Source organism: Phaeobacter sp. CC-HEC084 (genome assembly GCF_059429255.1).
Window position 1 is genome coordinate 1 of record NZ_JCAIJQ010000003.1, and the last position, 21,076, is coordinate 21,076.

Annotated in this window: 22 protein-coding genes, 4 pseudogenes and 1 other annotated feature; of the genes and pseudogenes, 14 read left to right on the top strand and 12 right to left on the bottom strand. The window is 53.5% G+C overall.

Annotation, left to right across the window (positions count from 1 at the left end; all coding sequences use genetic code 11):
- Positions 1-25 precede the first annotated feature (25 nt).
- The 3 genes from AC5SSZ_RS12335 to AC5SSZ_RS12345 are packed head-to-tail and all read right to left on the bottom strand — an operon-like array spanning position 26 to position 2,347.
- Entirely contained in the window at positions 26-1,435 is a 1,410-nt protein-coding gene (locus AC5SSZ_RS12335) for an exonuclease domain-containing protein (protein ID WP_027246201.1), read from the bottom strand.
- Between the two features lie 13 nt (positions 1,436-1,448).
- Positions 1,449-1,970 (bottom strand): ImmA/IrrE family metallo-endopeptidase, encoded by a 522-nt coding sequence (locus AC5SSZ_RS12340; protein ID WP_027246202.1) that lies wholly within the window; start codon positions 1,968-1,970, stop codon positions 1,449-1,451.
- A complete protein-coding gene (locus AC5SSZ_RS12345) occupies positions 1,967-2,347 on the bottom strand; it encodes a helix-turn-helix domain-containing protein (RefSeq protein WP_200796230.1) in 381 nt (126 codons plus the stop codon). The genes AC5SSZ_RS12340 and AC5SSZ_RS12345 overlap by 4 nt, the downstream gene beginning before the upstream one ends.
- Before the next feature lie 445 nt (positions 2,348-2,792).
- Between AC5SSZ_RS12345 and AC5SSZ_RS12350 the strand changes: the two genes are divergently transcribed.
- From AC5SSZ_RS12350 to AC5SSZ_RS12365, 4 genes are read left to right on the top strand one after another with little or no spacing between them, the layout of a single operon-like run.
- Complete coding sequence (locus AC5SSZ_RS12350; protein ID WP_027246204.1) at positions 2,793-3,035, top strand: hypothetical protein; 243 nt, start codon at positions 2,793-2,795, stop codon at positions 3,033-3,035.
- A 60-nt stretch (positions 3,036-3,095) separates the two neighbouring features.
- A complete protein-coding gene (locus AC5SSZ_RS12355) occupies positions 3,096-4,424 on the top strand; it encodes an SMODS domain-containing nucleotidyltransferase (protein ID WP_495438344.1) in 1,329 nt (442 codons plus the stop codon).
- Positions 4,414-5,013 (top strand): SLATT domain-containing protein, encoded by a 600-nt coding sequence (locus AC5SSZ_RS12360; protein WP_027246206.1) that lies wholly within the window; start codon positions 4,414-4,416, stop codon positions 5,011-5,013. Before AC5SSZ_RS12355 ends, AC5SSZ_RS12360 begins: the two co-directional genes overlap by 11 nt.
- Before the next feature lie 3 nt (positions 5,014-5,016).
- Complete coding sequence (locus tag AC5SSZ_RS12365) at positions 5,017-5,487, top strand: phospholipase effector Tle1 domain-containing protein (protein ID WP_495438345.1); 471 nt, start codon at positions 5,017-5,019, stop codon at positions 5,485-5,487.
- Here AC5SSZ_RS12365 and AC5SSZ_RS12370 read toward each other — a convergent pair.
- From AC5SSZ_RS12370 to AC5SSZ_RS12380, 3 genes are all read right to left on the bottom strand, one after another.
- A complete protein-coding gene (locus AC5SSZ_RS12370) occupies positions 5,408-6,118 on the bottom strand; it encodes an IS6 family transposase (RefSeq protein ID WP_008335478.1) in 711 nt (236 codons plus the stop codon). The two genes, AC5SSZ_RS12365 and AC5SSZ_RS12370, sit on opposite strands and share 80 nt — an antisense overlap.
- 9 nt (positions 6,119-6,127) lie before the next feature.
- On the bottom strand, positions 6,128-6,289 hold the full coding sequence (locus AC5SSZ_RS12375) for an IS3 family transposase (RefSeq protein WP_368999755.1): 162 nt from the start codon (positions 6,287-6,289) through the stop codon (positions 6,128-6,130).
- Between the two features lie 69 nt (positions 6,290-6,358).
- Positions 6,359-6,475: a sequence feature (AL1L pseudoknot), on the bottom strand.
- The gene (locus tag AC5SSZ_RS12380) at positions 6,430-6,660 is read right to left on the bottom strand and encodes a transposase (RefSeq protein WP_495438387.1); all 231 of its coding nucleotides are present in this window, start codon (positions 6,658-6,660) and stop codon (positions 6,430-6,432) included. (Overlaps the previous feature by 46 nt.)
- A 572-nt stretch (positions 6,661-7,232) precedes the next feature.
- Between AC5SSZ_RS12380 and AC5SSZ_RS12385 the strand changes: the two genes are divergently transcribed.
- From AC5SSZ_RS12385 to AC5SSZ_RS12425, 9 genes are all read left to right on the top strand, one after another.
- Positions 7,233-8,231, top strand: a complete 999-nt coding sequence (locus tag AC5SSZ_RS12385; protein ID WP_368999756.1) for a TAXI family TRAP transporter solute-binding subunit — start codon at positions 7,233-7,235, stop codon at positions 8,229-8,231.
- A 71-nt stretch (positions 8,232-8,302) separates the two neighbouring features.
- Positions 8,303-10,249 carry a TRAP transporter permease gene (locus AC5SSZ_RS12390; protein WP_368999757.1) on the top strand — a complete coding sequence of 649 codons (1,947 nt, stop codon included), beginning with the start codon at positions 8,303-8,305 and terminating at the stop codon, positions 10,247-10,249.
- Positions 10,246-11,622, top strand: coding sequence for an aromatic ring-hydroxylating oxygenase subunit alpha (locus AC5SSZ_RS12395; RefSeq protein ID WP_243614859.1), 1,377 nt, complete (start codon positions 10,246-10,248; stop codon positions 11,620-11,622). Before AC5SSZ_RS12390 ends, AC5SSZ_RS12395 begins: the two co-directional genes overlap by 4 nt.
- Positions 11,619-12,440, top strand: a complete 822-nt coding sequence (locus tag AC5SSZ_RS12400; RefSeq protein ID WP_368999758.1) for an SDR family NAD(P)-dependent oxidoreductase — start codon at positions 11,619-11,621, stop codon at positions 12,438-12,440. The genes AC5SSZ_RS12395 and AC5SSZ_RS12400 overlap by 4 nt, the downstream gene beginning before the upstream one ends.
- Entirely contained in the window at positions 12,433-13,002 is a 570-nt protein-coding gene (locus AC5SSZ_RS12405; RefSeq protein ID WP_243614721.1) for a 3-phenylpropionate/cinnamic acid dioxygenase subunit beta, read from the top strand. The genes AC5SSZ_RS12400 and AC5SSZ_RS12405 overlap by 8 nt, the downstream gene beginning before the upstream one ends.
- 19 nt (positions 13,003-13,021) lie before the next feature.
- Positions 13,022-13,219: a hypothetical protein gene (locus tag AC5SSZ_RS12410; protein ID WP_243614722.1), complete on the top strand. Its 198-nt coding sequence runs from the start codon at positions 13,022-13,024 to the stop codon at positions 13,217-13,219.
- Between the two features lie 19 nt (positions 13,220-13,238).
- Complete coding sequence (locus AC5SSZ_RS12415) at positions 13,239-13,658, top strand: hypothetical protein (protein WP_243614723.1); 420 nt, start codon at positions 13,239-13,241, stop codon at positions 13,656-13,658.
- A gap of 5 nt (positions 13,659-13,663) precedes the next feature.
- Positions 13,664-14,899, top strand: coding sequence for an NAD(P)/FAD-dependent oxidoreductase (locus AC5SSZ_RS12420; protein WP_279391860.1), 1,236 nt, complete (start codon positions 13,664-13,666; stop codon positions 14,897-14,899).
- Between the two features lie 42 nt (positions 14,900-14,941).
- Entirely contained in the window at positions 14,942-15,262 is a 321-nt protein-coding gene (locus AC5SSZ_RS12425) for a 2Fe-2S iron-sulfur cluster-binding protein (RefSeq protein WP_243614725.1), read from the top strand.
- Here AC5SSZ_RS12425 and AC5SSZ_RS12430 read toward each other — a convergent pair.
- From AC5SSZ_RS12430 to AC5SSZ_RS12445, 4 genes and pseudogenes are all read right to left on the bottom strand, one after another.
- A complete protein-coding gene (locus AC5SSZ_RS12430; protein WP_243614726.1) occupies positions 15,259-15,735 on the bottom strand; it encodes a MarR family transcriptional regulator in 477 nt (158 codons plus the stop codon). The genes AC5SSZ_RS12425 and AC5SSZ_RS12430 overlap by 4 nt on opposite strands.
- A 188-nt stretch (positions 15,736-15,923) precedes the next feature.
- Positions 15,924-17,082: pseudogene (locus AC5SSZ_RS12435) on the bottom strand (IS3 family transposase).
- A gap of 68 nt (positions 17,083-17,150) precedes the next feature.
- Positions 17,151-17,308, bottom strand: a pseudogene (locus AC5SSZ_RS12440) (integrase core domain-containing protein); the annotation flags it as partial.
- 265 nt (positions 17,309-17,573) lie between these two features.
- On the bottom strand, positions 17,574-18,398 hold the full coding sequence (locus tag AC5SSZ_RS12445; protein WP_008335508.1) for a universal stress protein: 825 nt from the start codon (positions 18,396-18,398) through the stop codon (positions 17,574-17,576).
- A gap of 292 nt (positions 18,399-18,690) precedes the next feature.
- Here AC5SSZ_RS12445 and AC5SSZ_RS12450 point away from each other — a divergent pair.
- Positions 18,691-18,795, top strand: a pseudogene (locus tag AC5SSZ_RS12450) (transposase); the annotation flags it as partial.
- Between the two features lie 34 nt (positions 18,796-18,829).
- Here the strand turns inward: AC5SSZ_RS12450 and AC5SSZ_RS12455 are convergent.
- Positions 18,830-19,930, bottom strand: a pseudogene (locus tag AC5SSZ_RS12455) (IS3 family transposase).
- 184 nt (positions 19,931-20,114) lie between these two features.
- Positions 20,115-21,050, bottom strand: a complete 936-nt coding sequence (locus AC5SSZ_RS12460) for an EamA family transporter (RefSeq protein ID WP_027246166.1) — start codon at positions 21,048-21,050, stop codon at positions 20,115-20,117.
- Positions 21,051-21,076 lie beyond the last annotated feature (26 nt).

Sequence of the window (21,076 nt, forward strand, 5' to 3'; positions counted from 1 at the left end):
CATCCCAACGAACCGGTACAGCCTCCTATTGCGCCTCAAGAAACCTCATAATTTTTATCCGACGCTCAGAAAGAAAGGCCCCATAGCCTTCCAGCAGCCCGATATCGCTCACTTCACACTCGGAACTCGGGCGCCCCTCTTCGACTTTCTTTAGGGCCCGCTCAACCGACGGAGGCCGAGCGTCGGTAGACATAAGTCGATGCGCGAGATCGACATCCATCGCCTGCACCAACTCGGGTGCGAGTGCAGAACGGCATTCAAAGTGGCAAATGCGCAGCGCTAGTTCTTTGAGTCGGTCATCTTCGAAGGACTGTGCGATTGCGTGCCGTTCGCTCCAAGGAGCGCTGTGGAACCGATCACACAGCGTAGCGTCGTTCCGACTTGAAAACTTGGTGTACAACATCTCTTCAACATGACCTGGCTCAGGATACTGCGCACGGTTTTCTGAGAAGACTCGCTCGATTCGAGTTTTGAGCCCCTCGTCTTCCACAATTCGCGCGGCCCGATCCTCTAATTCTTCGCATGAGGTGCCCACGAAAAATTCCTCGGATGCTTCCCAAAGTGGCATCATTGTCGGACCTGCGTTTGATCGAACTCTCCGGATTGGGCGTGGTGGGCTCAATAACCAGCTTGCCAACTGCTCATCTGACATTGATGCGAGCTCTTCGATTGGCTCGACCAAGCTCAAGCAAAGCATGCCATTTGGTTGGTCGGGTTCATTTGCAACGAAAACTACAGGAGTGTGATATGCTCTGTTTCCATAAAACTCCGTAAGTACGAAGGGTTCGTCCGACGTAACAAAATCGGCAACCGAAGCTTTGTTGGAGAAACGCACAAACCTTCGCCAAAGATCCGGGCTCAGCTTCTTCACAAGACGGCAGAGCTCAAGCGTTGTTTGTGTGTCGAACATTGCATCGTGTGCCTTGAGCACTGCAATTCCGTTGGCCGCTGCAATATCATGCAAGCGGAAGCTTGGATCACCTGAGTCCTTGAGCGGCACGCGTAGGGCGTTGTCACCAGACGCCGAGCAGGACAAAGCGAGTGACATAACGTCATTCCGAGCGTTCCCATGAAGGCTCGTAAGGTAGGGAGGGTGCAATGTTCGATACAACGCATGGCGAAGAAACTCTTCGTCAAATCTTATGGAATTGTATCCTAAAAAAATGGCTGGAGACCAAGACAGCAGCCGCTCATTCAAATCCCGCATCATTTGATAATGGGTGGAAAGATGCTGGTCTGTCAGTGCTTCAATTGACAAACCGTTGGCAAGCATCGCCTGAACGTCCGGAACAACATTCGGATCGATTCTTGATCTCAATTCGAACCGATCGGTTTCGTTGAGGTCATTGTCTGTTCTGACGGCTGCAAATTGAACGATCTGATCGAAACCAGCGTGCAAACCAGTAGTTTCAGTGTCAAAAAATATGAACGACATGTGGCCACCAAAATCACATGAGGTTGGCCAGCCGGTATTTCATTGCAGACACGCTGACCCGAAATTTCTTGGCGAGCTTCTCGACCTTGGCCTCATCATCCAAATCCAAGCCCTCTTTGCCACAAGCATCCAGCAGTAGTTGGTGAGGCATTAGAAGTTCCGACGCGAATGTATTCGCTTCGACCTCCAACGGGTCTGTGCCTTGCGAAGATACTTGATCGCGCCTCAATGCCCGCAACCCCTTGGAAAGGTGAACTTCGCCATGCAGTCTTTCCTCATGCAATACGTGATGAGCCAGCTCATGCGCCGCCGAAAACCTTTGTCGATTGGGATGGTGCAAAGCGTTTACCCCGATCATCGAAACGCCGTCTTGGCTATAGGCCATACCCGATAAGTCCTCATCCAGAGGCGCGTAATCAAGCACTATGTTCCGGCTCTTGATAATGCGCTCTACGGGAACTGGCGCTCGTTGAATATTGTGCTCTTCAAGTATTCTGCGCGCCGCCGTGATTGCTCGTTCTTTGTCCGCACTCATCGTCCGGTACTCTGCTTCGCGCCCTGTTTCAAAGCGTTGCGGATGAGTTGCTCTACACCTGCCTTGCTGGCCTCAGACAGTTTCTCGCTAGTACGCATTTGCGGTTCTTCCTCCCTATTCTGACCAATACTCAGAGGAGGTAGCAGGTCAGATAACGAAGACACTTCGAGTGCGTTGGCTATCGAATAAAGGTGATGGAGGCCAACATTCTGCTGACCGCGCTCTATGTTCGCAATCGACGCACGCGAGAGCCCCGTTTTCTGAGCGAGCTCCAATTGGGTCATGTTGCCTTGCTGCTTCCTTCTGGTCGCCACTGCACGACCGAACGCCCTGTGTATCAGTTCCCTTGACATGCGCTCCGTTACCATTTTTGTCATTGCCGTGTCAATATCTCAAACATCATGTTTGTATTTTAAACATTTCATTCTGTCGTTGTGCTTGTATTGACAACACGCGGTTAACCATCCATCCTAAGTATGACCAACAAGAATCGGGCACTGGAAACGAAAGGGGCAGATCATGGCAAACCAGGGAAAAGGTGGCGGCGGATACCGCAGCGCGAAGTCGGGTCGCTACGTCACGAAGACATACGGGAAATCGCATCCACGGACGACTATCCTAGAGGCGCCCGGAAAGAGTGGGTCCACGGGCGGGAGCTACCGAAGCGCTGTAAGTGGTCGTTTTGTGACGGCGAAGTACGGGAAGGCCAACCCGAAAACTACTGTGCGCGAAAGATAGCAATCTCGCCTTGGAAACCTCCTCGCGGAGTAGATGGGCAGAAGCACATACAGGAGAAGACATGGGAACTAGGGAGTTGAGCAGATGCTAGAATTCAGACGCAACGGGCGCAAAATGTCGAGCCAACAGTTCTTTGACGGCATCAAGAAGGATATGCTTGCCAAGGCCGAAGGCGAGGTGGAGCGACGCCTGCGAACCCTTTGTGATCCCGAAACAGGTCAACCAGTTAAGGTCACCAAGCAGGTTCGAAATGGCAAGGCGACTTGGAATGTCGAAGGTTCGCCAAAAGCCATCGCAGAAGCAAAGAAAATCATGGGCGCAAGCTGAGGCCAAGCCCTGCGATCGGGCGGTCTTGGTGTGTGTTTCCAGAAGAGAAGTTGAGGTCAAATGAGCATTTCCGACGATTTCAAAGCGTTTTTGGAAAACATCCAGGTCGATAACGCCGAAACTATTTCGCTACGGTACGGCGAGGTTACAGCTGCCCTTAACAAGCAGTTCCGAGATACCGAATCCAAGACAGCAAACAGCCTCCAAGTTGGATCCTACGGACGGTGGACCGCCATCAAGGGTGTGTCTGACTTGGACATGATTTACATCATGCCCGCCGGAAAATGGGACGACTATAAGAACAGTGGTCAGACCAAGCTGCTCCAAGACACCAAAGAAGCTATCAAGCGTCGCTATCCGTCTACAACGGTACGTGTGGACCGTTTGGTTGTTCGCGTCCTTTACAAGGACTTCCACATAGAAGTGATGCCAGCGTTCAAGCAGGATGATGGTAGTTACAAATACCCAGATACCGCGAATGGCGGATCGTGGAAGATCACTAAGCCGCAGGCAGAAATTGATGAAATGCGCGAGGCCAACAAGCGCAAGAACCGCAACCTTCGTCGACTTTGTAAAATGGCGAGGGCGTGGAAAAACAAACACGGTGTCGCCATGGGCGGACTATTGATCGATACCTTGGCGTACAATTTCCTAGAATCGACAGACGAATACGACGATCGAAGCTATTACTATTATGACTGGATGTGCCGGGATTTTTTCAAGTTTCTGGCCGATCAACCGAAGCAATCCGAATACGCCGCATTGGGTAGTCGGCAACGAGTGCGGGTCAAGAAGCGCTTCGAGACGAAGGCCAAGAAGGCCTATGACTTGTGCGTTAAGGCAATCGAGGCCAGCGGTGAAAAGAATGAGCGCCAAAAGTGGCGTGACGTATTCGGCAATGCCTATCCGGCACCTGTGACGAAGAGCGCAGCGGGAGAGTCCGCAGCGTATTCCCATGTCTTTAGAGACACTGAACAGTTTGTTGAAGACAGGTTCCGTGTCGATATTCGCCATCATCTTCGAATCAACTGCGAGGTTACTCAGAATGGGTTCCGCCCTACGATGCTCCGTGAGCTACTAGAAGGGTACGGTATCCTCCGACCGCAGAAAGAACTTCGGTTTTTTCTTTCCGACACATCGGACCTGCCAGATGATATTGAGCTGTACTGGAAAGTCCTGAACCGAGGTGACGAAGCCGAGCGCCGCGATATGATCCGGGGTCAGATCGTGCGCGACGACGGACGCGGCGAGCGTCGAGAAACGACAAATTTCCGCGGCGATCACCTCGTCGAGTGCTACGCCGTCAGCCGTGGCGTTGTCATAGCAAGGGACATGATCCGTGTACCGATCCGTGTGCGAGACGCCGAGGACGAAGACTATGCAGCCTGACTACGATGTCGCATTTGAAGACCAAGTCAGGGAATGCTTCGGACGTGTGGTCTATACCCACAAGACCCATGAACGTATGGCCGATCATTGCGCGGCTACTTTGCGCAGATACAAGATGGCCCAGATCGCGCTCTCAGCACTTACCAGTGCCGGCGCAGTCGGGGTCATAGCAAGTGACCAGAAATGGGTAGAGATCGCGACCGTCGTGGTCTCTTTCCTGACGCTGTTCGTAGCCGCTTACCTAAAAAACTTCGACCCAGGCGCCATCGCCCAAAAGCACCGCGACGCAGCTGCAAAGCTCTGGAATGTCCGTGAGTGTTATCTTTCGCTTCTGACGGACCTCGTAAGGCTTGAGCACGAAGCAGCAATCGAGCGTCGTGACGAACTGCAGGCGGCTCTCGCAGCCCTTTATGCAAGCGCACCACAGACTGACGGTAAGGCATACCGGGAAGCGCAACATCGACTGAAAAAGCTAGAAGATATGACCTTTTCCGACGATGAAATCGACTGCTTTCTTCCTTTCTCCCTAAAACGGTCAGGCGGACGTCCCAAGCCAATCGAAATTCGTCCGAGCGAAGGCAAAAGCTAAATCATGGCGAAGAACATATGCATATTCTCGGACGGAACCGGCCAGATGGGTGGCGCCAGGCCGGACCAACGGCTATCGAATGTCTACAAAATGTATCGAGCCATGCGTCCCGGCCCAGATTCACCAATTGGCCCGAAGGACCAAGTGGCCTTTTACGACCCCGGCCTGGGAACGGGAGAGCGGGGCGGATTTTTCGGCCGGATCAAGCCGATTCTTGAAAGCGCCGTCGGAACTGGCATCGACCACAACATCATCGATTGCTACGAGCAGATCATTGCCCATTACGAGCCCGGTGATCGCGTGCTGCTGTTTGGGTTCTCTCGCGGAGCCTATACGGTCAGAGGGCATTGCCAACTTATTTGCACCCGGCTGAATGCGGCCTGCTCCGCGCCCGTCATGCGGTCATCTCGAGTGCGTAGCCGTTCCAAAGATCAAAGGCATCGGATCGGGCGTGGCGGTACGATGTGGCGGTAAGACGATAGCGGCGGGGACGGAAGAACATGTTGATCTGGTCATGTGCGTCCAGAAATCTCTGAGCCTGTCCGGGTGACTTGAACCGCCCCATGAGTTTCTCTCGCTTGCGGGTTGGCCGATGGGATCCTTCGATCCGGTTGTTCAAGCCCTTGTGCGCCCGATGATCAGCATTCGCCACGAGGTTGCGGATCGGCCTGATGTAACTGCGCAGCTTGTCGGTGATCACGACCCGCGGCGCGCCAAACCGGTCGATCAGCCGCTTCAAGAACCGGCTGGCGGCCTTTGCATTACGTTGCTTTTGCACGAGAATGTCGAGCACATTCCCATTCGCGTCGACTGCCCGCCAAAGCCAGAACTTCACGCCATTGATCGGAACAACGACTTCATCCAAGTGCCATTTGTCACTGGCGCCCGGCCTGTCGCGCTTGATGCAATCGGCGAAATGGCGGCCAAACCGGTTCACCCAGTTCCGGACGGTTTCCCGGCTGACCATCACGCCGCGTTCGGCCAGCAGATCCTCGACATCTGCCGTGCTCAGCGCAAACCGATGGTAAGCCCAGACGGCATAGGAGATGATCTCGCGGGGAAAACGAAAGCCCTTCAGGCGTCGAATTGTCGGCACGGTTTTCATGATGACCGCCTATCCCGACGGAACCCCGTGATCAACTTGGCAATGCCGCCACGCTACCGTGCATCTGGCTACATCGAAACCGTCCCGGCGCAGCTGGTGCCAAACCTTTCGAACGCCGTAGACCTTGTAGTTCTGTTCCCGGACACACTCGATCTCGAGCTTCAAGTCCATTTCCCGCTTCGCCCGAGCCGGCAGCAGATCTGCGTTCGGCCTCTTGGCCGTGCGGTCGTAGAACGTGGACTAGGCAATCGGCAGGGGCTTGTAGATCGGCCCGACCCCGATGGTGTCACATTGCTCTTCGATAAAGGCGATCATGTCTTGGACCGGCGGTCGAGCTCCGCCTGTGCAAAATATGCTGACGCCTTCGGCAGGATCTCGTTGACTTGCTTCAGTTCGCGATTCTCGCGTTCCAAGGCCTTCAATTTCACGGCCATTTCGGTCGTGATACCGGCGCGGTCTCCGCGATCAACTTCGGCCTTCTTGACCCGCTCGTTCAGCATCTGGGCTGCGCAACCGATCTTCGAGGAAATCGATAGGATCACCGCCAGCGGCTCTCATGCTGCCCTGCGATGTCCAAAACCATGCGAACAGCGCGTTCGCGTACTTCCGGTGAATATTTGTACGTCGTCTTGCTCATGATGCTCCATCCTACTCAGGACTTGGAGCCTCCGGCAAACCCGGTTCGGTTCAATCCTCAAACATGTGATGTGGCTCCTTAGAGCTGGCTTAAAGGCCAAATCATTGTACACTAAGCTGGCGCAGGGGCCGCCCACAGCATCAGGTCAGTTCGGAGGTTGTGGAGTTGCAAACCGGCCTGTTTGCAATTCCCACTTTAGATGGCCGATCCGAATCGCCCCACAATCCAGCACGTAGTCTCATCTGTGGCTAGAAGCCAACCGATGCTTGGGCTTCTTGATGCACTTACGCTCGACCCACCCGCACCTTCACGTAGCTTTATGTTTTTAAGCTATTTTTGAGACTTTCTCTACGTCGCAGTGCCCGGCCTTCTCAAATTTTTAGTCAACTTGTTGACTACTTGTCCAATAATCGACTAGTCCTCAAAGGGAGGACAATGTTTTGAAAATTTGCTCAAGCATTCTAAGGGAGGAAACGCATGAAAACTCTGAGAAACACCGTGGCAGCACTGTCGCTTCTTGCTTCTATCGCGGCAGCACCTGCAAACGCCGAACTTCGAAGCATCACCATTGGCACCAATCCTGCAGGTTCCACTTTTTTCCTGATCGGGGGCGGTTTCGCCAAGATGTTCCAGGAAGAGCTTGGCATTCGATCAACGGCGCAACCCCAAGTGGGTTCGTCAGTCTACCTGCCATATATCAACAATGGAGAAATGACACTGGGTCTTTCTTCGTCCATGGATGCAGGCTTAGCCTACACGGGCGAGGGGTTCCCGGCTTCAAACCCCAATCTTCGTACACTCGGCCGTATTTGGATTCTGCCCTACGCGTATATTGCGGCTCGAGATTCCGGAATTACGCGAATGGAAGACCTGGCCGGAAAGAGGGTCATGGGAAACATGCCGACCAACGTGGCCCTGACCTTAGTGAACAAGGCCATGCTGGAAAGTGCCGGCCTGACAACGGACGATGTTGTTTTTGCAAATTCCGGTGGATTACTTGATGGTATCAATGCCGTCGTGGAAGGACGCGCTGATGCAGCACCCGTCGCCGTCACGATGCCTGACCTGATTGAAGCCAATAGTGCTGCGAAAGGTGGAATCGTAGTTATCACGAATGGCGCAAAGGCCAGCGAAGGTTTCTATGAACAGCTTGTCCCTGGAACACGTCTGGGCGTCACCAAGCCCGTTCCCGCCCGTCCATTTGTGACCGAAGAAACCAGTATCGTAAATTATGACACGCTGCTTGTCACAAGCACATCATTGTCAGACGAGGACGCCTATACGCTCACTCGCACGCTTCATGAAAACTGGGAGCAATTGAAGAAAGACTACCCGCCCCTCCGAGGCGTTGCCCTGAATGATCTGGCTCTCGCCGAGTCAACCATTCCTTACCATCCCGGTGCGGTTCGATATTATCAAGAAATCGGTTTGTGGACCGACCAACATGATGCGAACCAGGCGCGCGTGTCGCGCTGATTATCCTGAGAAATCACTGAAACCTTTGACCCCGCCGTGACATTGGCGGCGGGGATTTGGAAACGCGCGCGATGAAAAAAATTAACAACCATCTGCTCAACATCTACGTCGCGCTGCTCTGCGTGATAGCGATAGGCTGGGTAATGAACGTGCAGGACTACTTGGGCCTGTCACTTGTCACGCAGCAGGTGATTGCCATAGCTGCAGGACTTGCCATTGGTATCGCCTTTCTTAAACACCCATATTCCAAACGCAGTGCGGGTATCGATTTTACACTTGCCCTGATTTCTAGTGGAAGCTGGCTCTGGTATGCACTGAACTTCGAAAGCTGGATGCTTTTGCTAGCTTATCGCACGCCAGATATGTGGATTCCAGGCATTGTGGCCATAGTACTAATGATGGAGGCTCTACGCAAGTCCGGCGGTATGATTATCGCGTCATTGGTAATCTGTATCGTCGCCTATGGTTTTGTCGGACATTTTCTGCCTGGCGTCCTGCGTGCCGAGGTGTATCCGCCAACTAAGACGGTGCTTTATCTTTATGCGGATAGTAGCGGCATTCCGGGAATTGTGCTGAGAATTATCATCAATCTAGTAATTCCTTTCATTCTATTTGGAAAAATGATGGAAATTGCTGGAGGAATGACTTTCTTCACGAATTCGGCAATGCGAATGCTAGGACGGTGGCGTGGCGGGCCGGCAAAGGGTGCATCGTTTGCATCCGCCGCGTTTGGCATGCTGTCAGGATCGACAGTAGCAAATATCTTGTCCACAGGCATCGTAACCATACCACTTATGAAGAAGACAGGCTTCCGACCTTATCAGGCGGGCGCGATCGAAGCTGTCGCATCAAATGGCGGGCAGATCATGCCACCGGTAATGGGGGCAACCGCTTTCATTATCGCGGAGTTCCTACAACTGCCCTACAGTTCCGTAGTGCTCGCGGCAATTACACCCGCTCTACTCTACTATATTGTCCTGTTCGTGAAGATTGATGCGATTGCCGCTTGTGAAAACATCCGCGGACTATCGTCGGAGGATCTACCGCGTAAAGAGGATGTCTATAACGGTAGCTGGGTTTTCGTTCTGCCGCTACTCCTAATGATCGTGCTGATGTTCGGAATGGGTTATGATCCAGGAAAATCTGCGGTAATTGTTTCTGGGGCCGTGCTGGTCGCATATGCTATTCGCAACCGTTTCCGAATTAAGGCAACTGATCTCTGGGCCGTCATCAAAGGCACAGGAAGCGATTCTATTCCTGTCATCCTTATCGGTGCGGGAGCAGGTGCTGTAATCGGCGTGATGAACTCTTCCGGTTTCGCTTTCCAACTGACTCTCATGCTTACACATTTGGCAGAACAGTATGGTATGTTTGCGATGCTATTGATGGCCGCTCTGGTGTCCATCGTGCTTGGAATGGGAATGCCGACCGTTGCTGTTTATGTAGTACTTGTAACAATCGTGGCACCTTCCGTTATTGAGCTTGGCGTTGACCCTTTGGGAGCACACCTGTTTCTATTTTACTTCGGGTTGATGAGCATGATTACGCCACCCATTGCAATGGGTAGCATCGTGGCGGCGCAAGTAGCGGGCGCAAGCATCTGGACAACCGGGTTCTACGGACTGAGGCTTGGGATCAGCGCCTATTTGTTGCCGTTTCTTTGGATTTACAATCCCGCGCTCCTACTAAACGGCTCTACGATTGAAATCATCATCGTCCTTGCCAACTGTGCCGCTGCGGTAATGCTACTCCGGTCTTCCATGTTGCCGAGTCCATTTAGCAGACTTCCAAACTGGGTGTTCGCGGTGCTTGCGGTTGCACTGGCAATTTTCTGCGGCGGCGCGACGGTTTGGTTTGGATCCACAAGTCTGACTGCGCTTGGAGTTTCCGTCTTCGGCCTTGCGCCACTGCTCCCAGGTCTTCGGCTCTCAGATGTGGCCGACTCCATGAATTCATCAACTCCCGAAACGCTAGACACCCATCGCGGTGCCCGTCTTGAAAAAGAGGATAACCAATGAAACACAATCTCGAAATTTCCGGCCAAACAAACCTCGAAGAGGGAGTAGTTGACCGGGAGGTTTTTGTTAGCGAAGACATCTACCAGCAAGAAATTGAAACGCTTTTCACACGAGCCTGGCTCTTCGTCGGCCATGAAAGCCAAATTCCTAATCCCGGAGATTTCTTTACTTCACGAATGGGTGAAGAATCTGTGATCCTTGTGCGGGACAAGGCTGGCGTGATTCATGTCTTTCTTAACTCCTGCCGCCACAGAGGAATGAAGGTTTGCCGTTATGATCAAGGCAACACCTCTCTTTTCACATGTCCGTATCATGCTTGGACGTATGCAACCGACGGAAAAGTACGCGGTATTCCGCAGTACCAAGAACTTTATGCCGGGGTATTGGATCGAGAAAAATGGTCCTTGATCGAAGTTCCGAGAATGGTCAACTACAAAGGCACAATCTGGGCATCGTGGGATGAAAACGCGCCGGAATTCGAGACCTATCTAGGCGATGCGAAGGTTCATTTGGATCAAGCATTGGATTGCCGTGACGGACGCCCTGGCGGATCAGAAGTCATTGGTGTGCACAAATGGGTGTTCCCTTCGAATTGGAAACTTGCCTCCGAAAATTTCCTTGGCGACTCGTATCATAACCCAAGCCACCGATCGGTTGACCTCATTGGAATTGGACCTTCGGCACGGACGGGAGCAAAGGGTCGACGCGACAACGAGTTAGAGTTGGCTAAGCACGTTTGGATTAGTTTCGCGGCCGGTCACGGTGTTCATTCGGCGGTGCAGGCGGCTGGGGCTGAATATATTGCGCAATTTGCGAATGATCCCGAAATTGAGGAGTACTTCCGGCATTGTCACAACGAACGCAACGCGCGGCTTGGCGATAATGCTCGGTTGTTGCCGTTTACCGGCACGATATTTCCAAACACCTCATATCATGGTCGGCAACCACGGAACCTATGCGTATGGCACCCGCATGGCACCACCGAGACCGAGGGCTGGCGCTTCTTCCTTGTTGATGCAGACGCGCCAGCTAAGGTAAAGGATTTTCTGAGGCGTTTCTACATGCGCTATTCCGGTCCTGCTGGGATGACCGAGCAAGACGATATGGAAAACTGGCTTTACGCAACACGCGCCAGTGTCGGCACGATCGCGCGGCGCTATCCATTCAACTACCAACTGGCGCGGAATCAAGCGGAGCTTCACCCGGAAGTTAATGGGCTGACAGTGCGCGGACGCGTGACGACAAAGATGACCGAACACATGGCGCGTGGTTATTACCGGCGTTGGCGTTCTTATCTGGATGGTGCTGATTGGGACGAGTTACTGGGGCAGAACGATCCTCGCTTCTCGAACGCAAAAGAGGCTGAAGAATGAGTTCTGGCGCGGTTATCGTTTCCGGCGGCACCTTCGGCTTGGGGCGTGAAATCTCGTTGCGCTTGGCCGAGGCGGGCTACCCAGTGACGGCTTTCGGCCTCGAAACGCCGCAGATCTCTAGCATTGCAGGAAATTCCATTCCTGCTCTGCGCAGTGAGGCAGAAAGCCGGGGACTGGACCTGCATGCAGTGGAGGCTGATGTCACTTCCGAGGCAGATGTTGCGCGGATCGTTGAAACCACCATCGCAAGGCACGGAAGGATTCACGGAATAGTCAACAATGCCGCCATAGGACCTTTGGGCACCGTCATGGATACCGACCCAGGAATTTGGGACAAAATCATGGCAGTGAACCTGAGAGGGCCATTCCTGATGTCTCGTGCGGTGATCCCTCATTTCGTTAGCAATGGTGGCGGCTGTATTGTCAATGTTGGATCTGGAGCGGGTTGGGGCAAAGCTAACATGGCAGCTTATGCCACATCTAAAGGCGGCATTATCGCAATGTCCGCGTCAATGGCTCTAGACCATTTTTACGACCGGGTCCGGGTTAACACCGTCATCCCGGGTGGCGGAGGTATCGTTGCTGGAATGAGTCTAGGGCGGGTTGGGGGCGACATATCCCGGCTTGGCCCCGGCGCGGTCGGGACCGTGGCGGGGCGAGTGACGACGGGCACAGATTTGGGCAATGCGATCGCCTGGCTTATGTCGCCGGAAGCTGAAGCCATAAGCGGAACTATCATAGATGTTGGCTGCTTTGCCCATCAAGGATCATCAGTCCCGCTCAAACGCACTAAAATTGAGGAGAAATCCAATGGATAATGTTGCCATTAGCTCGCCAACCCTTGACCGAAACGATGCCTATTTTCGGCTCCGTGGGGAAGTAGAAGAGCTTTTCTATGACGAAGCATCAATGCTTGACGAACGCCGTTTCGATGAATGGTTGGAGCTCATGCATGAAGACGTAGTCTATTTCATGCCGATGCGTCGGAACGTAAAGTTTGGCATGCACGATGAGCGAGAAAATACCCGGGTTGATGAGGGTATCAGTTGGTTCAATGAAGACAAATGGACGCTTCGCAAACGGGTGGAACAGATCTTGACCGGTGTTCATTATGCCGAAGAACCGCTTTCACGGATCGCCCATTTGATCACGAATGTTCAGATTCGATCCACTGTTCCAGAGATCGAAAACGCCTCTGAGATCAGGACGAGTTGTCGTTTTCATGTCTATCAGAATCGAGTCGAGCACGAACACTACAGCTTTGTCGGTCGTCGTTACGATACTTTAGTTCGTGTGAACGGGGCACTGAAGATTCGCGAACGCAAGATCATCCTTGATCAGAACGTACTACTTGCGAAGTGCCTGACAGCGTTCTTCTAATACATAAGGAAACTAATCAATGAGCAATAAAGGCAATGTCGATATCGGGATCGGCGTAAACCTTATGGACGTAACCGAAGCCCAGACACTGCGCTTGAAAGACGGGCGGATTGGCACGGTGACTGAAAACATGGGTGACGGTCAGTGGGTGGAAATGCGTTTTCAAGACGACGATGTTGAGCTCATCCATAGCCAAGAAATAGACGCGATCATATGACGCGCCATAGGATTGAACCATGCTGAGAATGCGTTATATGCCGTGCGATTTTCACCCCTTGTTACTTATCTTGGGGGCCGCTGATGAGTTGCAGAGATTCTCCGAATTGCTGTTACGCTTCGCTGAGAGTGGACAATCCGTAGAACTGACATCTGAAGGCGTATTTTCAGAAGATACGCAGGTTGTTCTACATGAACTCGGCACAGCGAGAAACGAACGGCAAGGTCTATGGGTGGCAGAATTCGGAGTGCGTCCGGTACTCGAGTGGTGCCTAACACGGGAAACCGCAAAGAATTTTGCAAGTGAGGTTTTAAAGACAGCGAACGGGCAAAGCCTGGCTGGGTCATCGACGCTTGAATGCGAGGTTTTGAACGAGATTCGTGTAAAGGTGTCATTTGGAGAGTTTGAGGAGCAATTCCTTCTTGGGGATATTTGGTAACGACAATGCAAAATGATGGATGCGGTAAAAAGGTCGTAATCGTCGGCGCTGGCCAGGCGGGAGTGTCTATGGCATTTCGCCTGCGTCAAAAAGGATATCGCGGCTCTATTACAATGATCGGCGACGAAGTCTGGCCGCCATATCAGCGCCCTCCGCTCTCTAAGAAATATCTAACCGGAGAACTTGCACGTGATCGGCTTTCTCTGAAGCCGGCTGAAACTTATGAAGAGAACGGTATTGAGCTTTTGCTTGATCGACGTGTTGCTAGGGTCGATCGTGCGGCCAGGAGAGTTTTTTTTGACGGGAACGATGACAATAGCCTTGACTATGAAACGTTGATATTTGCCACTGGAGGAAGACCCCGGCAACCTGACGATCTAGGCGATACTTTGCCGGAGAATATATTCACATTGCGGGCTATCAGCGATGCGGACGCAATGCGCGAGCGCCTTGCGCCTGGTAAGCATCTGCTGGTTGTTGGTGGTGGGTATATTGGTCTGGAACTCGCAGCTGTGGCACGGAAGCGTGGGCTGAAGGTGACTTTACTGGAACAAGCGCCGCGTATTTTGGGCCGCGTCGCGTGTTCACAAACAGCTGACTATTTCCGACACTTGCACACTGAAAATGGTGTCACCCTCCGCGAGGGGGTTTCGATTGAAAGCTTCGAAGGACCGGAACAGCGACCATCATTCGTAAAATTGACTGAGGGCGACGAAGTTTCCTTTGATGTTGCCGTGTTCGGTATCGGTTTGCTGCCCAATGATACAATTGCACGTGAAGCAGGCCTTGAGTGTGCCGGTGGTATTATCGTCGACGGTTGGGGACGAACCTCAGATCCCGATATTCGCGCCGCTGGTGATTGTGCCCGGTTACCGTACCGGGGCGACATGATTCGCCTAGAATCCGTTCACAACGCCATCGCTCAAGCCGAACACATTGCTGATGACATCGTGTGCCCTGGTGGGCCCAGCTATGCGCCCGTGCCATGGTTCTGGTCAGATCAATACGACTGCAAGCTCCAGATCGCGGGCCTCAACCTTGGATATACCAAAGTTGTGACTCGACCGGGGACTAAACCTGGAGCTTTCTCCAATTGGTATTTCAAGGGTGAAGAAATGATCGCGTGTGATGCAATAAACGACGCCCGATCCTTTATGATGGCAAAGCGTTGGTTGGCCGTTGCTCACCGTCCCTGCCCCGAGTTGATCTGCGATCCCTCGTGGGACCTCGCCAAATTCTGAGCCTAGCCGGAGGCTAGGAACCTATTCGACCGAGGAGAAAAGATGGTCAAAATTATCTATGTTGAAGCCGATGGAACCGAACGTGCGGTAGATGTGGCTGAGGGGCATTCCGTCATGGAAGGTGCCGTGTCTAATGGTGTCCACGGGATCGTAGCAGAATGCGGAGGGGCCTGTTCCTGTGCGACTTGTCATGCCTACATTGACGTCAGTTGGCTTGAAAAAACAGGTTTGGCCGAAGGTGACGAAGCAGACATGCTTGAATTCGCACACGAACCAAAACCAACCTCTCGCTTGATTTGTCAGATTGAAGTAACTAGCGACTTAGAAGGACTACGAATTGAGATTCCGGATGAACAGGCTTAACGACCATTGTCATTGAGCTGTGAAAGCATGTTCAACAAATGCAGAAGCTGCGTCGCATTCTCTTCGCCAAAGTGCCCAATAATCCCCTGCGCGATCTTTTCAGATTTTGGGCGAAGATTTTCGACAAAATCTTTTCCGGAAGGCGTCAAGCTAGCTTTGAAAGACCGCAAGTCATCTGGATCTTTCTCAGTGTAGATTAGTTCGCGCTCCGTAAGGGCGCGGACTATCCTTGTCATGCTCACTTTATGGATACACGACTTTTGCGATAGTTCGTTCAATGACAAGGGAGCAAAATCCGATATGATGCGTATAACGCGCCACTGCTGCTCTGTCAAACCAGCATCCTTTAGTAGGTCTGTGAAGTGGCTGACAACAGCATGACGTCCCCTAGTACATGCAATTGCCAAGGATCTTTCTGAATATGGAATATCGAAAGGGAATGTTTCTCTTGCCACCGTTTTTGCCTCTGTCACGCCAGTTTCCAACATTATCACCACGAATGATATTTCTCAAACTGAAGATACGAACCGAATACTTTTATCAACACACAAAGTATATGAGGCATCAAGACACACTTGGTGTGACCTTCCCCCTGCTGGTCCTCGTTCATGACGAGAGTCTGTGGGTTTGATTTTTGACCTGCCCCCTGCCGGTCCCTCATTCATAACAAGAGTCTGCAGGTCGGATTTGGGTAAACGGCTTCGCCGTCTGGCGCAAGCGCGCCGGGCGCGGAGCCCTCAAATTGCTCAAGCGTCCGGCGCGCTTGCTGCGGTGTCTGGTTGGCCAGGGACGAGTGTGGTCTGACCGTATTGTAGTCGTAGCGCCAGAGGGCCAGCTTACGCCGCGCATCTTCCAGGGTGTCGAATATTTCCTCGTTCAGCAGCTCGTCCCTGAGGCTGCCGTTAAAGCTTTCGATGAACGCATTCTGCTGCGGCTTGCCCGGATCGATGTAATGCCACGGCACCTCGTTCTGATCTGCCCACTTCAGCATGGCCCGACTGGTGAACTCCGTCCCATTGTCACTGACAATGCAGCCGGGCTTACCGTAGATCCGGATCAGAGCGCTGAGCTCCCGGGCGCCCCGTGCGCCGGACAGGCTCGTGTCTGCTACATGGCACAAACACTCGCGCGTGCAGTCGTCGATCACCGCCAGAATCCGGAACTTCCGCGAGGTGCCGAAGCTGTCGGACACGAAGTCCAGGGACCACCGCGCATTGGGTTGTCCCGCGATCGGCATCGGCGTCCTCGTCCCACGTGCGCGCTTGCGACCGCGCCGCCTTTTCACGGACAGCCCTTCCTCGCGGTAGATGCGATACAGCTCTTGTGGTTCATGGTCATGCCCTTGCGCTCCAGCAGCAAGCCGATCCGGCGGTAACCGAACCTGCGCCGCTTACCGGCGATCTCCTGCATCTCCTTGCGTATCTCGGCATAGTCCGGCGGGCGTTCACGCCGAACTGTTTTGGGATCGACACCGACCAGCCGACACGCCCGGCGCTGCGAGATCTCATGATCCCGCATCACCCGGAGCGCTGCCTCTCACCGCTTGATCAATGTCGTCAGTTCTTTCCCAAAAGATCTTTCAACACGACATTATCCAGCATGGTGTCCGCCAGCAGGCGTTTGAGCTTGGCGTTCTCATCCTCAAGCGCTTTCAGCCTTGCAGCCTCGGACACTTCCATCCCGCCATACTTGGCCTTCAGTTTGTAGAACGTAGCGGTGCTCAGGCCATGCCTGCGGCATACCTCGACCGTCGGCATTCCGGCCTCCTGCTCTTTGATCATCCCAATGATTTGCGCCTCGGTGAAACGGCTCTTTCGCATGTGTCTGCTCCTTCAGAGTTGGCGCAGACTCTACATCACGGTGAGGGATTTCGCGGGGGGCAGGTCATGTCGAATATCTCCTCATTCAGAAGTTCGTCACGCAGGCTGCCGTTGAATGACTTGATGAACGCATTCTGTCGTGGCTTGCCGGGGTCAATGTAGTGCAGGGAATGGCATTGTGGTCGGCCCATCTCAGGATGGCCCGGCTGGTGAACTCCGTTCCGTTACACCTTCGGAATAGCGCTGATTGAAGGCTATGATTGCCTGCGGAGCCCACAGATTGCGCAGTAGGCGATCATAGCCGGGTTTCAGGTCCCTACAGTGGTTTTGCACAAACTACACCGCAAGGCAGACCGACCATGGCCGGTAACAGTATTGCACAGGCCGAGCCCGTTTTGGCGGTGATTGATATTGCCATGCCCCGCCACGAAGTTTTGACAACTATTCCCGGCAGGAAGCGACACCAATCCTCAACATACCTCGCCAGGGTACTAGTGAGACATAAAAACCGGAACTTTACTGGTCCTCGTTACCTCATGCGTGACACCACCAAAAAGGTCTTGAGAGAACTTGCTATGTTCGTACGCCCCCATCACGATTAACTTTGCGTCCAGTTCTCTGGCCGTCTCTTGAATAACCTCGGCGATACCGCCCTTGCTTTTTGGACGGATAACATGCTCTGCGTCGACATTATGACGCTTCAGATGCGTCAAGATATCCGCCCCCTCCGGCATTTTCGGAAAGCTAGACCCAACACTTAGTATTGTCACCCGACGCGGCTTTTCCTCGAGGATCGTCATTGCATCGTTGAGCGCCCGGGCCGCAGAACGCTTTCCGTCCCATGCGACAAGTGCATGCGATGCAAGCTGATCCGTAGAATATCCATTCGGAACCACAAGAACGGGTCGGCCGCTCTGCAATGAGATCATATCCGGGCTGACGACCCGAAACTCATCTGTTGGTAGGTTGGAATGATAGCCGGTAACGACAAAATCGAAATTTCGCGCCAGCTCTGGCAAGTTCATTTTGCCAATCTCATTCGGCATAATAAAGCGGGACCGCTCTGCAAGGCCTGCCTCGGCAGCCGCCTGTTGGAACAGATCACGTGCTGCTGCAATTTTCTCGTTTCTTGCACTGCCAAGCTTGTCGAGAAGATCTTCTGTCAAACCAAGAACATGCTCGAAATACGAGGATGCGTTCCCATAGACACAAGTCAGCCATGCATCGTGCTTTGCGGCGATTTTTGCCGCGTGCTTAACGCTGCTTGGGAAGCCTGCGCTACCGGAATGTGCAATAAGGATGTTCTTGATGCTCATTTTATCCTCACAATTCGAACTTCATAGGCAAACTAGCAATCACAATCTTAGAAGTCTATGATTTTATGAGGAACAGTACACGCCCTGCATCCCGACAAAGAAAAGACTGGGCAAGCAAGCTGCCCAGTCCCCTGGTGATACAAGCCCTACATTCCGCTTCATGAGGAGTGCAGGATGCTTGATCACCCTTTCTTGTTCGCTTCAATCTCGTCGAGGAACGGAATGTCTGACCTGAGACCCGTTTCCTCCTCCGTTTTGAGGTAGAATCCGTCCCAACGAAGGAGACGGAAGAATGAAGCGATCACGGTTCAACGAAGAACAGATCATCGCGATCCTGAAGAAGCAGGAGAGCGACATTTCGAAGGCGGTTGTGTGCCGAGAGCATGGGATCAGTTCATGATCAGCCCCACCTGCGTGGTCCGGTTTGATTGTTAGTGCATGACCGGTCTCGGGTCCATCAGAGCGATGGTTTCCGGGGCGGGTGGGCGATATCAAGGCACTATGTGGTCGTTTGGTATTGTAGTGTTTCCTCCATTGCTCGATCAGGATTTCCGCTTCCCGAAAGCCGTAGAAGACTTCTCCCGTGAGCAGTTCATCGCGGAACCTGGCATTGAAGCTTTCGCAGTAGCCGTTCTCCCAAGGTGACCCGGGCGCGATGTAGGCAGTCTTGGCGTCGGCGGCCCTGATCCAATCCTGAACGGCCTGAGCCACGAACCCCGGGCCGTTGTCAGACCGGATGTAAGACGGCACACCCCGCATGATGAACAGGTCGCTCAAGGCATCGATCACGTCATCCGAGTTCAGCTTGCGCTTCACCTTGATCGCTAGGCATTCCCGGCTATGCTCGTCCAGGATGTTGAGCGTCCGGCAGTGGACAAAGTCATAGCTCCAGACGTGGTTGCGATACTCAGGGCGCAGCCGGACACGGGATCCGTCATTCAGCCAGAGCCGTCCCTTCTTCGGTTGCTTCATTGGCACCTACAGCCCCTCTCGCCGCCATACGCGCTCGACCCGCTTGTCGTTCGCCTCCCAGCCCGCATGTCTCAGAAAAGCGGCGATCCGACGATAGCCGTAGCGGCCATACTGCCGCGCCAGTTCGATCATGTCCGCGACCAGACGCTCCTCATCGGCACGGCCATGCGGCACTTTCCTCTGTGTGGATCGGTGCTGCCCCAGGACACGGCAGGCGCGTCTCTCTGACAGATGGAACCGGGTGCGGACGTGATCGATGCAGGCACGGCAGCGAGCGGGGCTCAGAAGTTTTCCTTTGGCGCCTCCGCCAGGATCAGCTTGTCCAACGTCAGATCCGAGACGGGTTTTCTCAACCGTTCGTTCTCTTTCTGGAGGCGCTTCAGTTCCCTGAGCCGGTCGGTTCCCATACCCCCGTACTGCTTGCGCCAGCGATAATAAGTCTGCTCTGTAATGCGAACCTTGCGGATCGCATCCACCCGGGACATGCCTTGCCCGACAAGCACTTCAACCTGCCGCAGCTTCGTGACATTCTCTTCCGGCTTGTGTCTCTTCGTAGCCATTCTGATCCTCCATTTTCCTAAACATAACGGCGGACCACTTCAGTGTGCGAGGATCAATGCAGGCGGCCCGCCTTGCAACAAATCAAGCATCCCAGGGATTTGACGAAGACGAACTTACCGTCTTCTTTGCGGCGATGGACAAGCTGATCAGCAACCTTTCACATAGCTGACCGTCCCTCGGCGTTCACTCAAGCGTCGGAGCAATCGCAAGGATGATGACCCCCGTCGCAGCCAGAGCAGCCGCAATGTAGAACCTGGGGCCAGGCCGTCTTTCGGTTTTGAAGATATGCCCAGCAAGCCAGGCTGCAAAGAACATCTCGATAGATGACATGATGGCAACGACGGTCACACTGGTGAACATCAACGAGAAAAACAGTGCGACTTGTCCGATTGTCATCGCACCACCAGCCAGCAATTGCCACCCGCTTGGCTTATGCAACCTCCATGAAAGCCCTACCCGGCCACGCAATCGAAAAAGCCCCCACCCAACGAACCATACCAATCCCGTCAACGCACCAATGAACACCCCGGCCAGCGGATCAGGCAAGGTCTGCATCGCGAGTTTGCGCGCTACGAAGGAGCCACCATAACCCGCAGCAGAGCCAAGCGCCAAAACCCGACCCTTGGTCCTGTCCTGTGGCGAAGGTTCCGTAGAGACCAGGGTCGATACCGCCTTGGCGGACTTGCGAGTCATCATGATCAACACGCCACCTGTCACCAGAATAAACGCAATCACAATAGAAGTCGTAATCACCTCTCCAAGCAGGAGAAATGCGAAAATCGCTGCAAAAACAGGAATCAGACGCCGGATGAAGCCTGTCTCGATCGCGCCAGCCAGCTCCACCGACCGAAACAACGTCAGGCGGCCAACCACATTCCCCAGAACACCCGCCAGCACAAAATAGGCCACCCCGATCAGTACGGGCTGGCTAACAGAAGGCAGCTCTGGCCCCCAAACCAGCCAAAGGGCACCGGAAACGAAACCTGTCATCAACACTGACAGCAGAACATCATTCCCGCGCCCTTGGGCGGATTGAGAGCTTTTGGCAATTGCGACCGAGCTAAGCGCATAACAAAACGCACCAAACGCGGCCATCAGACCACCAAAGCCAGCAGTCATTGGTCTAATCGGGCAACAAGAGCGGC